The sequence below is a fragment of the Mesorhizobium qingshengii genome (assembly GCF_027563465.1).
GTDB classification, from domain to species: domain Bacteria; phylum Pseudomonadota; class Alphaproteobacteria; order Rhizobiales; family Rhizobiaceae; genus Mesorhizobium; species Mesorhizobium qingshengii_A.
In genome coordinates this window covers 40,451-57,745 of the sequence record NZ_JAPFQA010000015.1, presented here as the reverse complement: position 1 = coordinate 57,745, position 17,295 = coordinate 40,451, and the positions used below count along the sequence as shown (strand labels likewise).

The following is a 17,295-nucleotide window of genomic DNA, read 5'->3' as shown; positions in this document are numbered from 1 at the left end:
TTGAATAAAGCTGGCGGCGCTTATGAAGCGCGCGGCGTTCAGGCGAACACGTGCGCCTTTCCCAACACGGTCAGCCGGACAATCTCGCCGACCGCGGGGGCGTCCATGCCTGGCTTGCGCAGGACCAGCGGCGTGTTGCCGATCGCGGCCGCATCGGGCGGATCGGCACTGTTCAAGAGCCGGACCGCGATCGTGCACATCGAGCCGCCGAATTCCGATTCGGTCACTTCGCCGAACAGCATATCGGGCGTGCCCGACATGCCCTCGCGCGACGTTCTTTTCAAGGCGATCTGCTCCGGCCGCAGCATGATGCGGGCCACGTCGCGATTGTCGGCGGTGTCAACCGGGATGCGGCCGAGCGGCGAGTTGGCGAAACCGCCCGATATCTTCGCCGGCAGGATGATGGCGTCGCCGAGGAACTCGGCGATCATCCTGTCCCTGGGTCTGAGATAGAGCTCGCGCGGCGAGTCGACCTGCGAGAACTTGCCTTCGCGCATCACCGCCACCTGGCTGGCGAAGGACAGCGCCTCGGCCTGGTCGTGCGTCACCAGGATGGTGGTGATGCCGGCCGCTTCCAGGAGCTCGGCCACCGCCTTGCGCATCGAGGCGCGCAGGCCGGTGTCCAGCGCCGAGAACGGCTCGTCGAGAAGCATCAGCCGAGGCTTCATGGCCATGGCGCGGGCCAGCGCCACACGCTGCTGCTGGCCGCCGGAGAGCTCGTGCGGGCGGCGTTTGAGGATCGCCTTGTCCAGTCCGACGATGTAGGCGAGTTCGACGATGCGCTCGGAGCGCTTGTCGTCGCCGCGGGCCATGCCAAAACCGATGTTATCGCCGATGGTCAGATGCGGGAACAGGGCGCCGTCCTGCGCCACCACGCCGATGCCGCGGCGGTGCGCCGGCACGGCACTGCCGCCATTGGCCAGCACTTCGCCGTCGAGCGCGATGCGGCCCTGGTCCGGCGCCTCGAAGCCGGCGATCAGCCGCAGCAAGGTCGTCTTGCCGCAGCCGGACGGGCCGACGATCGCCGTGCGGCTGCCGCTGGCGACACTCAGATCGACACCGGCAAGTGCCGCCACCGGGCCGTAATGCTTGTGCAGGCCGCTGATTTCGAGAAAGCTCATCGTCCGGCCATCCGTTTCGACTGGACATAGAGCAGCCAGGTCAGGGGCAGCGACATCGCCACCATGATGAAGGCGTAAGGCGCCGCCGAGGCATAATCAATCTCGCCGCTGTAGGACCAGAACGCCATCGCCAGCGTGCGGGTGCCGTTCGGCGCCAGCATCTGGGTCGCGGTCAGTTCGTTCATGATGCCGAGCGCCACCAGCGCCATGCCGGCCGCGGCACCTGGCGCCGAAAGGCGGATTGTCGTCGACCACAGCGCATTGAGCGGCGGCCGGCCAAGGCTGGACGCCGCGCGTTCGAGTTCGACCGGTGCCTGGGCGATCGACGCCCGCAGGCTGACCAGGGCACGCGGCAGGAACATCAGGGCATAGGCAATCAGGATGGTGAACAGAGTCTGGTAGAGCGGCAGCGCGATGCGCACGGTGATGGTGACCAGCGCCAGCGCGATGACTGCCCCGGGCAGCGAACCGACAATGTAGTTGCAACCCTCCAGCAGGCGCTGCAGCGGTCCCGGCGCGCGGATCGAGATCCAGGCCATCGGCATGGCGGCAACGGTGGCCAGCAACGCGCCGGCAAGCGCCAGCAACAGCGTCTGGCCGAGCGCCAGGCCAATCTCGTCGAAGCGCCAGACATCCGCGCCGCCGGCGACAAGCCAGCGGCCGATGGTGACGAACGGCACGCCAAGCGCCAGCAGCGTGGTGGCGAGGAGCAACAACAGGCCGGGGATGGTGGCGCGACCCAGACGCGCGCGCTGCTGATAGCGCGCGGCGCCGGAGCCGACGCGAGCATAGCGCTCTTCGCCGCGCACGAGCACTTCGATGCCGAGCAGCACGAAGCAGCAGCTCACCAGCACGCCGGCCAGCATGTTGGCCGCCGGTCCGTTGAAGGTCGACTGGAACTGGTCGACGATCGCCGTGGTGAAGGTATCGAAGCGGATGAAGACATAGAGGCCGTACTCGGCCAGCAGATGCAGTGCGACCAGCAGCGAGCCGCCGCAGATGGCGAGGCGCAGTTGCGGCAGCACGACGCGCAGGAAGACACGCCAGGGGCCAAGGCCGAGTGCCGCGGCGGCGTCCTCCAGGCCAGGATCGAGACGGCGCAATGCAGCCGACACCGTCAGATAGAGGAACGGGAAATAGGCGATGACGGAAACAAGCACGCCAGCCCAAAGACCGTGCAGCCGAGGCACCATGGTGATCCACGCATAGCTGTGCACGAAAGCGGGGATGGCCAGCGGCGCCACGCACAGCCAGGCCCAGAGCCGGGCGCCAGGCAGGTCGCTGCGTTCGGTCAGCCAGGCCAACGCAACCGACAGCACGATGGCGATCGGCACGGCCAGCAACACCAGCAGGCCGGTGTTGACCAGAAGCTCGCCGACGCGCGGCCGAAAGACCAGCGCCGAGACGGTTTCCCAGCCGGTCTGCACCGCGATCCAGATAATGAAGGCAAGCGGCAGCAGCGACAGCAGCGAAACCAAGATGGCGGCGAGCACTATCCATGGCGCCGTGCGCCGCAGCGTTCTTTGGCCTGTGTCCGAACCCAGGCCCGAGCGCGCGAGATCGACCGCGGACTGCATCAGTTCAGGCGCCGCGCCGCTGCCGCCTGGTGGCAGCAATTGAAGGACCGCGATGGCGGTCGGGAACACAGCGTGTCGTCATGGACGAATGCCATCTCGAAAAACAAAGCACTCCCGCGGAAAGTGAATTCCCCGCGGGAGCGCGGTCGGTAGTCCTTTTAGGACGAACGGCAACTAAAGCAAGCCGGCTGCGGTCATCAGGTCGGTGACCTTCTTCGAGTTCAATGTCGTTGCATCGACCTTCGGCGCCTGCAGATCGGCCAGCGGCACCAGCTTCGGATTGGACTCAGCCCCCTTGCTGACCGCGTATTCGAAGGAATTGCCGGTCTTCAGGATCTCCTGGCCACCCTTGCCCGTAACCCATTTCAGGAAGGCCTGGGCTTCCTTCGGATGCTTGCTCGAGGCCAGCACACCGCCGCCGGAAATCGAGACAAAGGCACCCGGGTCCTGGTTCTTGAAGTAGTGCAGCCCGACATTCTTGCTGTTCTCGCCGGTCTTGGCCTGATCGCCGAAGTAGTAATAATGGTAGATCACGCCGCCTTCGATCTCGCCGGCATTGACCGCCTTCATCACCGTGCTGTTGCCCTTGTAGGGGGTGAAATTCGTTTTCATCGCCTTCAGCCAGTCCGCCGTGGCGGCCTCGCCCTTGAGCTGAAGAAGAGCGCTGACGATGGCCTGGAAATCGGCACCCGATGGCGAGGCGGCCCAGCGGCCTTTCCAGCTTGGGTCGGCGAGATCGAGCAGCGACTTGGGCAACTTATCGGCGTTGAGCTTGGTCTTGTTGTAGGCGAAGACGGTGCTGCGCGCCGCGATGCCGACCCATTTGCCGCTAGCCGGCTGATAGTCCTGCGGAACCTGCGCCAGCGTGTCCGTGTCGACGGGTGCGAACAGGCCGGCACTCTCGACCAGTGCCATGGCAGGCGAGTTTTCCGTCAGGAACACATCGGCCGGCGAGGATGAGCCTTCGGCGACGATCTGGTTGGAGAAATCACTGTCGCCGCCATTGCGCACGGTGACCTTGATACCGGTTTCCTTGGTGAAGCCTTCGGCCCACGCCTTGGTCAGGTTTTCGTGCTGGGCGTTGTAGACAATGATGCCGGCGTCCTCCGCCATCGCCGGGCCGGCGATCAGGCTGATTGCAAGCGCTGCCGCGCCGGCAAGAGTGAAAAGAGCGTATCTCATGGCGTCGTCCTCGGTCTCGTTGGTCTTGATCTCGCAGGCTGCACCTATCGATACCTGACAGCGATAGTCAAGATTGATGATCTGCTTCAATCGGTCGCTGAGGCACAAAGGCCGATGCGAGATGGACAATTCCGCGTGATGCCCAACCGGCGGATTGCCGCGTGGCGTGTTCGCGAGGCTGTTGACGATGAAGGCGAAGCGGTTTGCGGTCGCGGCTACAGACCCCGCAAACTTTCGTGATTTGTCCGCAGTTTGCCTTGGACATTATTTCGCCGGGCACGTAACAAATCAGCGCCGAGGCGCGAAAATCGGGGGAGTAACTCTTGTGAGCGGCAAGGACGAGGCCGAGCTTTCCCGGCTGATGCGAGCCGCGATCGCGGGAGACGAAAGGGCCTATGCCGACTTTCTGCGCCGGATCGCCGCGCTGGTCCGCGGTTTTGTCAGGCGCAAGATCGTACAGGGCGGGGTCGATCCCGAGGATGTCGTGCAGGAAACCTTGCTGGCCATTCATGTGAAACGGCATACCTGGCGCCAGGATGCACCGGTGTTGCCGTGGATCTATGCGATCGCCCGCTTCAAGCTGATCGATGCCTTCCGGCGGCGCGGACGACGTATCGAGATCGATGTCGACGATATCGCCGAGACTTTCGCCGAGCCAGAAACGGAGACTGTCAGCGAGCGCGACATAAACCGGGCCCTGGACGGGCTGTCGCCGGCACAGCGTTCGGTGGTTTCGGCCGTATCGGTGGAAGGGCGGTCAATCGGCGAGACGGCGGCGAAATTCGGCATCAGCGAAACGGCGGTGCGGGTGTCGCTGCACCGGGGACTTGCCGCGATAGCCAAGCGATTTGGACAGGGGCGGTTCGGGCGGGAATGACATGAGGACGGACGATCTCATCAAGGCGCTGGACGCCGATGCCCGCAGCAAGGCGATGCCGCTGAGTTCGGCCTGGTGGCTGGCTGCCGGCGCGGCCGCCGTCGTCGCGGCAGTCGTTTTCCTGCTGACGATCGGCCCGCGCCCGGACTTCATGGCGGCGATGCACACGATGCGCTTCCTCTCGAAGTTCGTTTTCACCATCGTGCTTGCCGTCAGCGCCTTCGCGCTGATCCGTGCCTTGTCGACGCCCGGCGCGGCCACCGGCCGGGCGATGGCCTGGATGATGGCCGCTCCGCTGCTGGTCGCGGCGGCGGTGGTTCTGGAGCTTTTCGCTGTGCCGGAAGCCGACTGGGGAACGCGCCTTGTCGGCTCCAACATGATGATCTGCATGGTCTTCATTCCGCTAATCGGCATTGGCCCGCTTGCCATCTTCCTGTGGATGCTGCGCTACGGCGCGCCGACACGGCCGGTGCTTGCCGGGGCAGTCGCTGGCCTGCTCGCCGGCGGACTGGCGGCGACCTTCTACGCCGCGCACTGCTTTGACGATTCGCCGCTTTTCGTCGCCACCTGGTACACTATCGCCATCGCGGTGCTGGCACTGCTTGGCGCGCTCGGCGGACGGTTTTTCGTGCGCTGGTAGTGCCGCCGCGATCACGCTCCGTGCACACCGATCCTTAATCATGCCGGCAATGTTCGCCGCTAGCGATGGCGCCGGCATGCTGTACGCAACCTTTCCTTAAAACCAGTCCATCAGGGTCAGCGTGAAAACATCCGTTTGCGCACGGGGGTGGCACGTATCGCGATGTGGCGAGGATTGACCGGCCGACGATCTTTTGGGCACGCAGGGTCGGCGCTGCTCGTGGCCGGCCTCTGTGCCGCGGTTGCCCCGATGGTGTTGTCGCGACTGGATCCCGGTGCTGACGCGCTGAAACTCTGCCTGTGGATATCGGCAGCGGTGGCGGCGGGCGCCCTCTTGCTCGCCGCCCTGTTCGCCCACCGGATCACGAAGGACCGACGGCAGATCGCGCAGAGCGAAGAGCGCTTCCGCCGCGCCATGAAGGATTCGGCGATCGGTATCGCCGTTATCGGCCTCGACGGGCGCATTCTCGAGGCCAATCCGGCCTTCGCCGCCATGCTTGGCTACAGCCGCGAGGAGATCGAGGCGCTGACCTTTTTCCAGATCACGCATCCCGACGATCTGCAGATCGGGCGGGAAACGATGGACGGTCTGAAGGCGGGCACCGTCGACGCCTTCCAATTCGAGAAGCGTTACCTGCGGAAGGACGGCACGCCCGTCTGGGCCCATCTAGCCGGCTCCGTCATTCGCGACGAGAAAAGCGGCCGTCCGCTCTATCTCGTCTCGCAGATCGAGAACATCGACGCACGCAAGCAGGCCGAGGCGCGCATCGCCGAAGCGGAAACGCGCTGGAATTTCGCTCTCGCCGGCGCCGGCCAAGGCGTGTGGGACCTCGACATGCGCATGGGCGGCACGACCTATTCCTCGACCTGGGTCAGGATGCTCGGTTATGCGGATGGCGAGCTCGATGGCGATCCCGCCCATTGGCTGACGATGGTCCATCCCGACGATCGCGAGATCGTCGCCGAGGCCGATCATGCCCATCTCGACGGCAAGACGCCATTCTTCGAAGCCGAATTCAGGATGCGCCACAAGGACGGGCGCTGGATGTGGATCCTCGACCGTGGCAAGGTCATCGAGCGTGACGCCGAGGGGAAGCTGATCAGGGCCATTGGCAGCCTGACCGACATCACCCGGCGCAAGGAGGCTGAAGAGCGCCTTGCTGTGTCGGCGACAATGCTCGCCGACGAGAAGGAGCGACTGAGAGTTACGCTCCAGTCGATCGGTGATGCCGTTATCTGTACCGACGCCGCGAACCGCGTCACCTTCATGAATCCGGTCGCCGAAAAGCTGACCGGAGTTTCCGGCAGCGAGGCCCTCGGCAAGATGCTCGGCCACGTCTACTGGGCGGTGGACGAGGAGACGGGTCACAGGATCGGCGTAACCCGGCCGGCGATCGGCAGCCAGGCCTCTTCCGACCAGAACAGCCGCGCCGTCCTCATCCGGCGCGACGACACGCGATGCAGCATCCGTCAGGTCGTGTCGCCGATCATGAACGAGCGGAACGAGTTCTGCGGACTGGTCATTGTCTTCCAGGATTTCACCGATGCGCGCGCGCTGCAGCGACAGCTTGCCTATGCCGCCGCGCATGACGCGTTGACCGGCCTTGCCAATCGCTCGAGCTTCATCCGCACGATGGAGGAACTGGTCGATCAGGTGCGCAAGGACGGCACGACAGTGCCGGCCGGAGGCAGCGCACATCAGTTCATGTTCATCGACCTCGATCACTTCAAACTGGTCAACGACACCGGCGGCCACGTGGCGGGGGATGCCTTGCTCAAGCGGGTTGCCGAGGCTATCCGTGGCGTCCTTGGCCCCGAAGACATCGTCGCGCGTCTGGGCGGCGATGAATTCGCGGTCATCCTGAAATCGGGTTCGGCTGCCCGCGCCAAGATTGTGGCGCGATCCATCATCGATGCGATAGCCGGTCTGGATTTCACCTGGGATGGCCATCCCCACCTGATCGGCGCCAGCATCGGATTGGCTGCGATCGGCGCCAATTGTGGCGAGGTCGACGAGATCATAGCGAGCGCCGACGCCGCCTGCTATGCGGCCAAGGCGGCCGGCCGTGGCTGTGTTTCCGTGGCGCCGGACGGGGTCGACAACAAGACAGAACCGTCCGAGCCGCTGGCTGCCGCGTCCTGATCAGGGTCAATCGGCTGCCTGTTCGCCGACGCGGACCTGACTAGCGTGTCGGAACGGGATGTTCGCCGCGATAGTCGTAGAAACCACGCCCGGTCTTGCGGCCGAGCCAGCCGGCCTCGACATATTTGACCAGCAGCGGGCAGGGGCGGTATTTCGAATCCGACAGGCCGTCATGCAGCACCTGCATGATCGACAGGCAGGTGTCGAGGCCGATGAAATCGGCAAGCTGCAGTGGCCCCATCGGATGGTTGGCGCCGAGCCGCATGGCAGTGTCGATGGCATCGACGGAGCCGACGCCCTCGTAGAGCGTGTAGATCGCCTCGTTGATCATCGGCAGCAGGATGCGGTTGACGATGAAGGCCGGAAAATCCTCCGAAACCGTGATCGTCTTGTCGAGCTGCTTCACATAGGTCTTTGCCGCCTCGAAGGTCTGGTCCTCGGTGGCAATGCCGCGCACCAGTTCCACCAGCTTCATCAGCGGCACCGGATTCATGAAATGGATGCCGATGAAACGCTCCGGTCGGTCGGTCTGCGCGGCGAGCCGCGTGATCGAGATCGACGAGGTGTTCGTCGCCAGGATGGCTTCGGGATTGAGCAAGGGACAGAGCTGCGCGTAAATCTTGCGCTTGACCGTCTCGTCTTCGGTCGCCGCCTCGATCACGAGATCGGCGCCGGCAAGATCGGCCATGGCCGGTGCCGCCGAAATGCGCGCCATCGCGTCGTTGCGCACCTTCTCGTCGAGTTTGCCGGACCCCACCTGACGGGCCATGTTGCCGCTGATGGTGGCGATGCCCTTCTCGATGCGGTCGGGCGATATATCGTAGATCAGCACCTTGTAGCCCGAAAGCGCGGAGACATGGGCGATGCCGCCGCCCATCTGGCCTGCGCCGATGATGCCGATCGTCTCGATCTTGCTCATTACACCGATCCCGTCAAAAGGCCTTTGCAGCCTGCTTTTTGTGCGGTGCAAACTAAAAGGGCGGGGCGACTTCGTCTACCCCACCCCTCACAATTTAATACGCTTTGGCAGAAAGCGTCAAAGCGCCTTTTGCAGTTCCGGCAGGATGACGAAGAGGTCGCCGACAAGGCCGTAGTCGGCAACCTGGAAGATCGGTGCCTCCTCGTCCTTGTTGATGGCGACGATGACCTTGGAATCCTTCATGCCGGCAAGGTGCTGGATGGCGCCCGAGATGCCGACCGCGATGTAGAGATCGGGGGCGACGACCTTGCCGGTCTGGCCGACCTGCCAGTCGTTCGGCGCGTAGCCGGCATCGACCGCGGCGCGCGATGCGCCAACGGCGGCACCGAGCTTGTCGGCGACCGGCAGGATGACCTCCTGGAACTTCTCCGAGGAGCCGAGCGCGCGGCCGCCGGAGATGATGATCTTGGCCGAGGTCAGTTCCGGACGGTCGGTGTCAGACAGCTTGTTCTCGACGAAGGTCGACAGGCCGGGATTGGCCGCCGCCTTGATCGTCTCGACCGCCGCCGAGCCACCCTCGGGGGCCGCCTGGAAGGAGGCCGTGCGGACGGTGATGACCTTCTTGGCGTCGGTCGACTGCACCGTCTGGATGGCATTGCCGGCATAGATCGGCCGCTTGAACGTGTCGGGAGACACGACTTCGATGATCTCGGATACCTGCGCGACGTCGAGGAGCGCGGCCACGCGTGGCGCGACATTCTTGCCCGACGAGGTCGCCGGCGCGATGATGGTGTCGTAGGCGCCGGCCAACGACACCACGAGCGCGGCCATCGGTTCGGCCAGACGCTCGGTGAGTTCGTCGGCGTCCGCGAGCAGCACCTTGCTTACGCCCTTGAGCTTGGCGGCAGCGTCCGCTGCCGGCTTGGCGCCCTTGCCGGCAACCAGCACATGCACGTCCGAGCCGATCTGCAGGGCCGCTGAAAGCGCCTTTGCAGTCTGATCGGACAGGGTGGCGTTGTCGTGTTCCGCGATGAGGAGAATTGTCATTTGTCTGTTCCTTCCGATCTCAGAGCACGCCGGCTTCGTTCTTGAGCTTGTCGACCAGTTCGGCGACGCTCTTGACCTTGACGCCCGCCTTGCGGCCACCCGGCTCCTCGGTCTTGATGACCTTCAGCCGCGGCTTGACGTCGGCGCCGTAGTCGGCCGGGGTCTTTTCGTCGAGCTGCTTCTTCTTGGCCTTCATGATGTTGGGCAGCGAGGCATAGCGCGGCTGGTTGAGGCGAAGGTCGGCGGTGACGATCGCCGGCATCCTCAGTTCCACCGTCTGCAGGCCGCCGTCGACTTCGCGCGTCACCTTGGCCTTGTCGCCTTCGAGCACGATCTTGGAGGCGAAGGTGCCCTGCGCCCAGCCGAGCAGCGCGGCCAGCATCTGGCCGGTCTGGTTGGAATCATCGTCGATCGCCTGCTTGCCGAGGATGACGAGGCCGGGCTGTTCAGCGTCGACGACGCCTTTCAGCACCTTGGCGACGCCGAGCGGCTCGGTCTGCTCGTCGGTCTTGACCAGGATGGCGCGGTCCGCGCCCATGGCGAGCGCGGTACGCAGGGTCTCCTGCGCCTGCTGCGGACCAATCGAAACGACGATGATCTCTTCAGCCTTGCCGGCTTCCTTCAGCCGGATCGCTTCTTCGACCGCGATCTCGTCGAACGGGTTCATCGCCATCTTGACGTTGGCGAGTTCCACCGCCGAACCGTCAGCCTTCACGCGAACCTTCACATTCGCATCCACAACCCGCTTCACGGGCACAAGGATCTTCATTTGCCTGTCACCTCTCTAGAGATATTTGGGCGCGCTATAACAGCCTGCGCCCTGTCTGAGTTGTCGAAAGCCGACATTCCGGATGGAAATTCTGGTCTTTGACCGCCTTGGGCTCGGACGGAGACGTTTCCGTAGTTGCGGCAACCCTGCACGTCAATACGCTGCAAGCCGCTCAAATCGGTTCAGTCGGGACCGGAAGTGTTTCCTCGCCCCCAGCGCGGCGTCGTGGCGGGCGGCTCGGGCGTCACCGGGGCGGAAACCGGAGGCTGTTCGGGACGGGTAACGGCGACATCCTCGTCAGCGGGCGCAAACAGCGGCACGCCGCGGCTGCGCAGCACAAGCACCAGTATGGCTCCGGCGATGATGCCGCCGATATGGCAGGCCCAGGAAATCTGGTCCTCGCCGCCGGCGACGAACATCACCACCTGGAAAAGCACCCACAGGACGAGCGGGATGAAGGCTGGAATGCGCAGCGGGATGCGGGCAAAGGCCAACACCCACACCTTCACGCGCGGATAAAGGATCAGATAGGCGACGACCACGCCGGCAATGGCACCCGACGCACCGATCAGCGGCACCTGCGAGTCCCATCCGACGAGCCCCTGGAAGGCTGCTCCGGCGATGGCGCACAAGAGGTAGAAGATGAGGTAGCGGACATGGCCGAGCGCGTCCTCGACATTGTCGCCGAACACCCACAGGAACAGCATGTTGCCGCCCAGGTGGAAAATGTCGGCATGCAGGAAGGAATAGGTGAGATAGCTCAGGCTTTCGGGGATGATGACAAAGCGAGGGTCGAGCTCGGCGGTGTCATGAACGACCGAAGGGATGAAGCCGAGGCCGAGCACCGCGGCATTGGTGAAGTTCTCGCCGCCGAGCGACGTGATGAGATAGACCACGGCGTTGACCACGATCAGGCCGATCGTCACATATTGCAGCCGGATATGCCGCAGCCTGTTGGTGTCGTAAAGCGGGATGAACATCGATCCCCGGCTCCCTCCCGCTTTTCGGACAGCTCAGCGGTTCTTGCCGGGAACCCATAGCACGTCGGCATTTCCGTTGTCATTGACCGCCCGGGCGGCGACAAACAGGAAATCCGAGACACGGTTGATGTATCTCAGCGCGTCGCGGTTGACGTGCTCGCGCGGGTCCTGAGCCAGGGCCACCATCAGCCGTTCGGCCCGCCGCGCCACGGTGCGGGCCAGATGCAGGGCGGCGGCCGCCGGCGTGCCGCCGTTCAGCACGAAGGATCTGAGTGGCTGAAGGTCCTTGTTGAGCAGGTCGATGTCCTTTTCGATCCGGCCGGTCTGCGCGGCGATGATGCGCAGCGGTTCATAGCCGAGCGGCTTGCCATCGTCGGGCACGGCGAGATCGGCGCCGAGATCGAAGAGATCGTTCTGGATACGGGAAAGCATGGCGTCGATCGCCTGATAGGTCTGCGCGGTGTGGACGCGGGCCATGCCGATGCAGGCATTGGCCTCGTCGACCGTGCCATAGGCGTCCACCCGCAGATCGGATTTCAGCCGACGTTCGCCGGTTCCGAGACCCGTGGTGCCATCGTCGCCGGTGCGGGTGTAAATCTTGTTGAGCTTGACCACGTCGCCTCCCGAACGGCCGATATCCTCACTTGCGGGTGAAATACACCGCCAGCAGAATCAGCGCCAGCGCCACGGCCTGCAGGAGAACGCGCGCCTGCATCAGCTTGTTCGAGGTGACGCCGGAACCGCCACGCATCATGTTGATGAGACCGCGAACGAGCACGATCACCACGGCGACCATGACCAGAATGGCGAGGATATTGAAGGTGGTGGCCATTGTTGCGTTCCCAGTTCCCTTGCGCTCAGGCGCGTTTGGCGAGCAGGCGATAGAGCATCGACGCTGGCAGGATGCGCTTGAGCATGACGCCGATTCTGGCTGGCACCGTTACCACATAGTGCGGACGCGGGCGCCGCGACAGAAGTGCATGGCGCAGGGCCTTGTGAACCACTTCCGGCCCAGGTTTCAGCCGCGACTGGCTGCCGCCCGCCCTCAGCCGTTCCAGTTGCGCCTGGTAGTCCGCGCGATGCACGGAATTCTCGTGGTCGATGTTCTTCAAGAACCACACCAGGCCGTTGCTGGCGATCTTCGACGTCACCGGCCCCGGCTCGATCAGCGAGACATGGACGCCGCTGCCGGCCAGTTCCTGGCGCTGGCAAAGCATCAAGGCCTCCAGCGCGTGTTTTGACGCCGAATAGGCGCCGCGAAAGCGCACCGGCGTCAGGCCGAGGATCGACGAACAATGGACGATACGGCCATGACCCTGTCGGCGCATCACCGGCACCAGGCGGCGGGTCAGGTCATGCCAGCCGAAGAAATTCGCCTCGAATTGCTCCTTGAGCGCCGCAACGGCCAAGTCCTCGACGGCGCCGGGCTGAGCGTAGGCGCCATTGTTGAACAGGGCGTCGAGCTTGCCGCCCGTGCGGTCAAGCACCGCCGTCACCAGCGCCTCAATGGATGCGGCTTCGCCATAGTCGAGATAGAAGGCCTCGATGCCGTCAGCCTCGAGCGCGGCGATATCCTCATGCTTGCGCGCCGTCGCGAACACCCGCCAGCCTTCGGTCTTCAACGCACGCGCGCAGTGGGCGCCTATTCCCGAGGATGCGCCGGTGACGATGATCGAGCGCAATTCCTGCACCGGATTGCTGGTGGTTTCGCCAAGGGTTGCCATTTGCCGCAATCCCTTCCCATATTCCCGGCGTGGAGACAATTGGAGGGATGCGGTTCTCAATGCGGAAGATCGTAGCCCTCAAGCGCGTTCTCTATGACGCGCTCGGCCATTTCAACACCGATGACGGCTGGGCGATGGCCAGCCATCTGGCGATCACCTCGCTGATGGCGCTGTTCCCGTTCCTGATCTTTGCCACGACCCTCGCCAGCTTCCTTGGCGCGCAGGCGTTCTCCGACACGGCGGTGCACCTGGTCTTCGACACCTGGCCCGAACAGATCGCCAAGCCGATCGCGCGTGAAGTGCTCAATGTGCTGACAGTCAGGCGCACCGACCTCTTGACCTATGGCGTGCTGCTGGCCGCTTACTTTGCCTCGAATGGCATCGAGGCGTTGCGCACCTCGCTCAACCGCGCCTATCGCGTTTCGGAAACCCGTGGCATCATCTACCGCCGGGTGCAGAGCATCATCTTCGTGCTGATCGCGACGGCCGGTTTCCTGGCGATCAGCGTGCTTCTGGTGTTCGCGCCGCTGCTGGCGCGGCTCGCCGAAGCCCATATAGAAGGGATCAAGCCCTATATGGGCACGATCACGCTCTGGCGTTACGTCATCGCCTCGGTGGTCATTGTCGGCGGGCTGTTTGCCGTGCATTTCTGGCTCCCGGCGGGCAAGCGCCGCCTCGTGTCGATCGTACCGGGCATCATCTTCACGTTGTCGGCATGGCTTGTCGGCTCGACCGTTTTCGCTACCTACCTCGATCATTTCTCGTCCTATGTGACGACCTATGCCGGGCTTGCCTCGATCATGATCGCGGTGGTTTTCCTCTATATGATCTCGGCGATCTTCATCCTTGGCGGCGAGCTCAATGCTGCGATCAGCCGCTATCTGGAGGCGCGCGCCCGAGTCGGCTGACTCTGTGCCTTGGTCTGTCGAGCCGTTGCCAGGCCAACGCCGAAGGTCGTGATCGCCATGCCGACAATCTGCAGCGCATTGAGCTGCTCGTCGAACAGCGCCCAGGCGATGATGGCCGTCACCGCCGGCACCAGGTAGAACAGCGAGGCGACTTTCGACATCTCGCCGTCGCGGATCATCACCATCAGCAGGAAGATGGCGCCGAGCGACAGCACCAGCACCAGCCAGGCCATGGCGAAGATCAATTCGCCGTTGATGACCACGGTGCGTGTCTCAAAAGCGAGCGAGGCCAGTATCATCAGCGAGGCACCGCCGACATACTGCCACATGGTCGCGGCGACGAGGTCGCCGCCGGAGGCGAACCGCTTCTGCCAGATGGTTCCGGCGCTCATGCCGAGCACGGAGACCAGCGAGGCGGTCAGCGTGGCTGCCGTCACGCCGCCACCGAGTGCCCCGAGCTTTGGCCACAGCACGATGACGATGCCGATGAGGCCGATGCCAAGGCCGGCCCAGTGGCGCGGCAAGATCGCCTCGCCAAGGAACTTGCCGGCAAGAACGGCCGTGATCAGCGGCTGCAGGCCGACGATCAGGGCCGAGAACCCGGCCGGCATGCCCCTGTGGATGGCCCAGAAGACGGCGCCGAGATAGACGCCATGCATGAGGATGCCGGCGCCGGCGGCATGCAGCGCTTCCTCGCGCGTGGCTCGCTTCGAGCCCAGCAAGGGCATCAGGACAGCCAGCAGGATGGCAGCTATGACGAAACGCGCGGCGAGGAAGGTGAACGGCTCCGCCCATGGCATGGCGTAGCGCGCGCCGATGAAGCCGGTTGCCCACAGGACAACGAAGGTGGCGGGGATGAACCGCTTGATGCTGTGCATTTTCCGGAAACCGCCGCGCTGGTGAGAATTGACCGTGGCGATGCTCTAATGCGGTTCAACCCGGCGCGCAAAACGAAACGATTGATCCATGGATCACCGGAATTCAACGGGCGGCGAATTCGAGGCGTGGTTTGTTCGAACCGAGCAGGAGCTAAAGTCCGACCATCCGCCTGACATCCTCCGGGGTCGCGCCGGCATCGCGCAAGGCGGCAAGGCCCGTGTCCTTCAGGCTCTTTGACAGCTTTCGTCCGTCCGGCCCGAGGATGAGACGATGATGGAAATAGGCCGGCCGCGGCAGTTCCAGGATTTCCTGAAGCAGGCGCTGCACGCCGGTGGCGGAAAACAGATCCTGTCCGCGCACGACATGGCTGACGCCTTGCAGCGCATCGTCCATGACGACCGCGAGGTGGTAGCTGGTCGGGATATCGCGGCGCGCCACGATCACGTCGCCCCAGTCCTGCGGACAGGCTTCGACGAAGCGCGTGGCGGAAAGCGTCTCATCGACGAATTCGGCCCATGCGAGGTCCTTGCCGGCACGCGCCATGGCTGTGCCGACATCCAGCCGCCAGGCGAAGGGCGCGTTCTCGGCGATCCGTCGCTTGCGTTCCTTCACCGGCAGCGCCTTGTCGGCCGGGGGATAGAGCGGCACGCCGTCGGGATCGCGCGGCCAGTCGCGCCCGCGGTGTTCGCTATCGGTGATGAAGGCGCGGATCTCGCCACGGCTCATGAAGGCGGGGTAGACGAGTTCCTCGCGGATCAGCCGGTCAAGCATCGTCCCGTACTCGGCGAAATGCTCGGACTGGCGGCGCACCGGCTCCTCCCAGCCAAGCCCCAGCCATTTCAGATCGGCAAGCATGCCCGCCTCGAATTGCGGCGTGCAGCGCGTCGTGTCGATGTCCTCGATGCGCAGCAGCAGCCGGCCGCTGGCGGCGCGCGCCAAATTCTGGTTGAGCAGCGCCGAATAGGCGTGGCCGAGATGGAGTTCGCCGTTCGGGCTGGGCGCGAAGCGGAATGTCAGCAGTGTCATCTGTCCGGCGGCATTCATGTTTTGCGGCGCTTCGCCAATTGCTACCTTGTAGAGGATCAAGGAACAAGAAAGCATGCAGCGCATCGCCACGCTCGACGACATTGCACGGGGCCTCGACGCGCTTTGCGTGATCGATCCACGGCTGGAAAAGGTGCGCGGCATGGCAGGTGAAGTGCCGCTGCGGCTCTCCGAGCCAGGGTTCAGGAGCCTCGCCTCGATCGTCGTCTCGCAGCAAGTGTCCCGGGCGAGCGCCGATGCCATCTTCGGCCGGCTGACCAGGCTCGTCGATCCCTTGACGCCGCAGGCGATCCTTGCCGCCGGCGAGGACATGTTTCGCGAGGCCGGCCTGTCGCGGCCGAAGCAGCGTGGTCTGGTCGCCATTGCCCAGGCCGTGGTCGGCGGCCTCGACCTCCACCACCTCTGTTCGCTCGACGCCCAGGAGGCGATCACGACGATGACGGCGGTGCCCGGCATCGGCCCGTGGACAGCGGAAGTGTATCTTCTGTTCGCCGCCGGCCACCCCGACATCTTCCCCGCGCGCGACGTCGCCTTGCAGAGCGCGGTCGGTCACGCGCTCGGCATCGACCCGCGTCCGCCGGAGAAAACGCTGATCGCGTTGGCCGAATCATGGAGCCCGTGGCGAGGTGTCGCATCGCGGCTTTTCTGGTCTTATTATCGCGAAACCAGGGGGAGGGATGCCGCGCCCCCGGCCTGAATCCGCGAAAAAGCATAAAAATCATGCGGTTTTGGCGCTTCGGCGACACGACAATCCGCTTCACATCCCTGTCATGTCGGGCTTACAGTATCCGCGCCGTTCGGTACTAGAACGAAGGAGGTCAACACGTGACGGTTGCCGTATCTCCGGATGGGCTTCCAGCGCTGGTGCTGAATGCGGATTACCGTCCGCTCAGCTACTACCCCTTGTCGCTCTGGTCGTGGCAGGACGCCATCAAGGCGGTGTTCCTCGACAGGGTGAATATCGTCGCCGAATACGAGCACGCCGTATCCTCGCCGACCTTCTCGATGAAGCTGCCGAGCGTCGTCAGCCTGAAGGCCTATGTGAAGCCGTCCAGGCATCCGGCCTTCACCCGCTTCAATGTCTTCCTGCGCGACCGGTTCCAGTGCCAATATTGCGGCACGCCGGAGGATCTGACCTTCGATCACGTCATCCCCCGCCATCGTGGCGGCGCGACGACATGGGAAAATGTCGTCGCCGCCTGTTCGCCCTGCAATCTCAGGAAGGGCGGCATGATGCCGGCGCACGCCAAGATGTGGCCGCTGCAGAAGCCTTATCAGCCGACGGTGCACGACCTGCACAACAACGGCCGCCTGTTCCCGCCGAACCATCTGCATGAGAGCTGGATGGATTATCTCTACTGGGATGTCGAACTCGAACCCTGAGATCGTCCGAGAATTCGGGAGGCTGGCCGTCTGGAGCGATTGTCTGCGCTTCCGATGCTCACGGACCAAATGTCCGCTCCGCTTCGGTTCTCGACAATCACTC

18 protein-coding genes are annotated in these 17,295 nt (G+C 64.1%); 6 read left to right on the top strand and 12 right to left on the bottom strand.

What is annotated here, in order from left to right; all coding sequences use genetic code 11:
* Positions 1 to 38 precede the first annotated feature (38 nt).
* From OOJ09_RS25225 to OOJ09_RS25215, 3 genes are all read right to left on the bottom strand, one after another.
* Positions 39 to 1,121, bottom strand: coding sequence for an ABC transporter ATP-binding protein (locus OOJ09_RS25225; protein WP_269907790.1), 1,083 nt, complete (start codon positions 1,119 to 1,121; stop codon positions 39 to 41).
* Complete coding sequence (locus OOJ09_RS25220) at positions 1,118 to 2,698, bottom strand: ABC transporter permease (RefSeq protein WP_269907858.1); 1,581 nt, start codon at positions 2,696 to 2,698, stop codon at positions 1,118 to 1,120. The genes OOJ09_RS25225 and OOJ09_RS25220 overlap by 4 nt, the downstream gene beginning before the upstream one ends.
* A 174-nt stretch (positions 2,699 to 2,872) precedes the next feature.
* Positions 2,873 to 3,880, bottom strand: a complete 1,008-nt coding sequence (locus OOJ09_RS25215; protein WP_269907789.1) for an iron ABC transporter substrate-binding protein — start codon at positions 3,878 to 3,880, stop codon at positions 2,873 to 2,875.
* Between the two features lie 325 nt (positions 3,881 to 4,205).
* On the opposite strand from OOJ09_RS25215, the gene OOJ09_RS25210 reads away from it, so the two are divergent.
* From OOJ09_RS25210 to OOJ09_RS25200, 3 genes are all read left to right on the top strand, one after another.
* Positions 4,206 to 4,757, top strand: a complete 552-nt coding sequence (locus OOJ09_RS25210) for a sigma-70 family RNA polymerase sigma factor (protein WP_269907857.1) — start codon at positions 4,206 to 4,208, stop codon at positions 4,755 to 4,757.
* 1 nt (position 4,758) lies between these two features.
* Positions 4,759 to 5,397, top strand: a complete 639-nt coding sequence (locus OOJ09_RS25205) for an NrsF family protein (protein ID WP_269907788.1) — start codon at positions 4,759 to 4,761, stop codon at positions 5,395 to 5,397.
* A gap of 219 nt (positions 5,398 to 5,616) precedes the next feature.
* Positions 5,617 to 7,539: a PAS domain S-box protein gene (locus OOJ09_RS25200; RefSeq protein ID WP_269907787.1), complete on the top strand. Its 1,923-nt coding sequence runs from the start codon at positions 5,617 to 5,619 to the stop codon at positions 7,537 to 7,539.
* A 40-nt stretch (positions 7,540 to 7,579) separates the two neighbouring features.
* Here OOJ09_RS25200 and OOJ09_RS25195 read toward each other — a convergent pair whose 3' ends face one another.
* The 7 genes from OOJ09_RS25195 to OOJ09_RS25165 form a co-directional block, all read right to left on the bottom strand.
* Positions 7,580 to 8,458 carry a 3-hydroxybutyryl-CoA dehydrogenase gene (locus OOJ09_RS25195; protein ID WP_091585341.1) on the bottom strand — a complete coding sequence of 293 codons (879 nt, stop codon included), beginning with the start codon at positions 8,456 to 8,458 and terminating at the stop codon, positions 7,580 to 7,582.
* 117 nt (positions 8,459 to 8,575) lie between these two features.
* The gene (locus tag OOJ09_RS25190; protein ID WP_269907786.1) at positions 8,576 to 9,505 is read right to left on the bottom strand and encodes an electron transfer flavoprotein subunit alpha/FixB family protein; all 930 of its coding nucleotides are present in this window, start codon (positions 9,503 to 9,505) and stop codon (positions 8,576 to 8,578) included.
* Positions 9,506 to 9,524: 19 nt separating this feature from the next.
* Positions 9,525 to 10,274, bottom strand: a complete 750-nt coding sequence (locus OOJ09_RS25185; RefSeq protein ID WP_269907785.1) for an electron transfer flavoprotein subunit beta/FixA family protein — start codon at positions 10,272 to 10,274, stop codon at positions 9,525 to 9,527.
* A gap of 182 nt (positions 10,275 to 10,456) precedes the next feature.
* Positions 10,457 to 11,254, bottom strand: a complete 798-nt coding sequence (locus tag OOJ09_RS25180; RefSeq protein ID WP_269907784.1) for a rhomboid family intramembrane serine protease — start codon at positions 11,252 to 11,254, stop codon at positions 10,457 to 10,459.
* Positions 11,255 to 11,287: 33 nt separating this feature from the next.
* Positions 11,288 to 11,869: a cob(I)yrinic acid a,c-diamide adenosyltransferase gene (locus tag OOJ09_RS25175; RefSeq protein WP_269907783.1), complete on the bottom strand. Its 582-nt coding sequence runs from the start codon at positions 11,867 to 11,869 to the stop codon at positions 11,288 to 11,290.
* A gap of 25 nt (positions 11,870 to 11,894) precedes the next feature.
* Entirely contained in the window at positions 11,895 to 12,086 is a 192-nt protein-coding gene (locus OOJ09_RS25170) for a twin transmembrane helix small protein (protein WP_269907782.1), read from the bottom strand.
* A gap of 25 nt (positions 12,087 to 12,111) precedes the next feature.
* On the bottom strand, positions 12,112 to 12,978 hold the full coding sequence (locus OOJ09_RS25165) for an SDR family oxidoreductase (protein ID WP_269907781.1): 867 nt from the start codon (positions 12,976 to 12,978) through the stop codon (positions 12,112 to 12,114).
* 59 nt (positions 12,979 to 13,037) lie between these two features.
* Here OOJ09_RS25165 and OOJ09_RS25160 point away from each other — a divergent pair, with 59 nt between their 5' ends.
* Positions 13,038 to 13,886, top strand: a complete 849-nt coding sequence (locus OOJ09_RS25160; RefSeq protein ID WP_269907780.1) for a YihY/virulence factor BrkB family protein — start codon at positions 13,038 to 13,040, stop codon at positions 13,884 to 13,886.
* Here OOJ09_RS25160 and OOJ09_RS25155 read toward each other — a convergent pair.
* Both OOJ09_RS25155 and gluQRS read right to left on the bottom strand, forming a co-directional pair.
* Complete coding sequence (locus tag OOJ09_RS25155) at positions 13,856 to 14,764, bottom strand: DMT family transporter (RefSeq protein WP_269907779.1); 909 nt, start codon at positions 14,762 to 14,764, stop codon at positions 13,856 to 13,858. The genes OOJ09_RS25160 and OOJ09_RS25155 overlap by 31 nt on opposite strands.
* Positions 14,765 to 14,915: 151 nt before the next feature.
* The gene (gluQRS, locus tag OOJ09_RS25150; RefSeq protein WP_269907856.1) at positions 14,916 to 15,791 is read right to left on the bottom strand and encodes a tRNA glutamyl-Q(34) synthetase GluQRS; all 876 of its coding nucleotides are present in this window, start codon (positions 15,789 to 15,791) and stop codon (positions 14,916 to 14,918) included.
* A 73-nt stretch (positions 15,792 to 15,864) separates the two neighbouring features.
* Between gluQRS and OOJ09_RS25145 the strand changes: the two genes are divergently transcribed.
* Together OOJ09_RS25145 and OOJ09_RS25140 are read left to right on the top strand one after the other, a co-directional pair.
* A complete protein-coding gene (locus tag OOJ09_RS25145) occupies positions 15,865 to 16,506 on the top strand; it encodes a DNA-3-methyladenine glycosylase family protein (RefSeq protein WP_269907778.1) in 642 nt (213 codons plus the stop codon).
* A gap of 128 nt (positions 16,507 to 16,634) precedes the next feature.
* Positions 16,635 to 17,192: an HNH endonuclease gene (locus tag OOJ09_RS25140; RefSeq protein WP_008874122.1), complete on the top strand. Its 558-nt coding sequence runs from the start codon at positions 16,635 to 16,637 to the stop codon at positions 17,190 to 17,192.
* The last annotated feature ends 103 nt before the right edge of the window (positions 17,193 to 17,295 follow it).

Bases quoted from the DNA above. Each gene is read 5' to 3' on its own strand.
- OOJ09_RS25225 (WP_269907790.1), bottom strand. From the start codon at position 1,121: ATGAGCTTTCTCGAAATCAGCGGCCTGCACAAGCATTACGGCCCGGTG.
- OOJ09_RS25220 (WP_269907858.1), bottom strand. From the start codon at position 2,698: ATGCAGTCCGCGGTCGATCTCGCGCGCTCGGGCCTGGGTTCGGACACA.
- OOJ09_RS25215 (WP_269907789.1), bottom strand. From the start codon at position 3,880: ATGAGATACGCTCTTTTCACTCTTGCCGGCGCGGCAGCGCTTGCAATC.
- OOJ09_RS25205 (WP_269907788.1), top strand. From the start codon at position 4,759: ATGAGGACGGACGATCTCATCAAGGCGCTGGACGCCGATGCCCGCAGC.
- OOJ09_RS25195 (WP_091585341.1), bottom strand. From the start codon at position 8,458: ATGAGCAAGATCGAGACGATCGGCATCATCGGCGCAGGCCAGATGGGC.
- OOJ09_RS25190 (WP_269907786.1), bottom strand. From the start codon at position 9,505: ATGACAATTCTCCTCATCGCGGAACACGACAACGCCACCCTGTCCGAT.
- OOJ09_RS25185 (WP_269907785.1), bottom strand. From the start codon at position 10,274: ATGAAGATCCTTGTGCCCGTGAAGCGGGTTGTGGATGCGAATGTGAAG.
- OOJ09_RS25180 (WP_269907784.1), bottom strand. From the start codon at position 11,254: ATGTTCATCCCGCTTTACGACACCAACAGGCTGCGGCATATCCGGCTG.
- OOJ09_RS25170 (WP_269907782.1), bottom strand. From the start codon at position 12,086: ATGGCCACCACCTTCAATATCCTCGCCATTCTGGTCATGGTCGCCGTG.
- OOJ09_RS25165 (WP_269907781.1), bottom strand. From the start codon at position 12,978: ATGGCAACCCTTGGCGAAACCACCAGCAATCCGGTGCAGGAATTGCGC.
- OOJ09_RS25160 (WP_269907780.1), top strand. From the start codon at position 13,038: ATGCGGAAGATCGTAGCCCTCAAGCGCGTTCTCTATGACGCGCTCGGC.
- OOJ09_RS25155 (WP_269907779.1), bottom strand. From the start codon at position 14,764: ATGCACAGCATCAAGCGGTTCATCCCCGCCACCTTCGTTGTCCTGTGG.
- gluQRS (WP_269907856.1), bottom strand. From the start codon at position 15,791: ATGACACTGCTGACATTCCGCTTCGCGCCCAGCCCGAACGGCGAACTC.
- OOJ09_RS25145 (WP_269907778.1), top strand. From the start codon at position 15,865: ATGCAGCGCATCGCCACGCTCGACGACATTGCACGGGGCCTCGACGCG.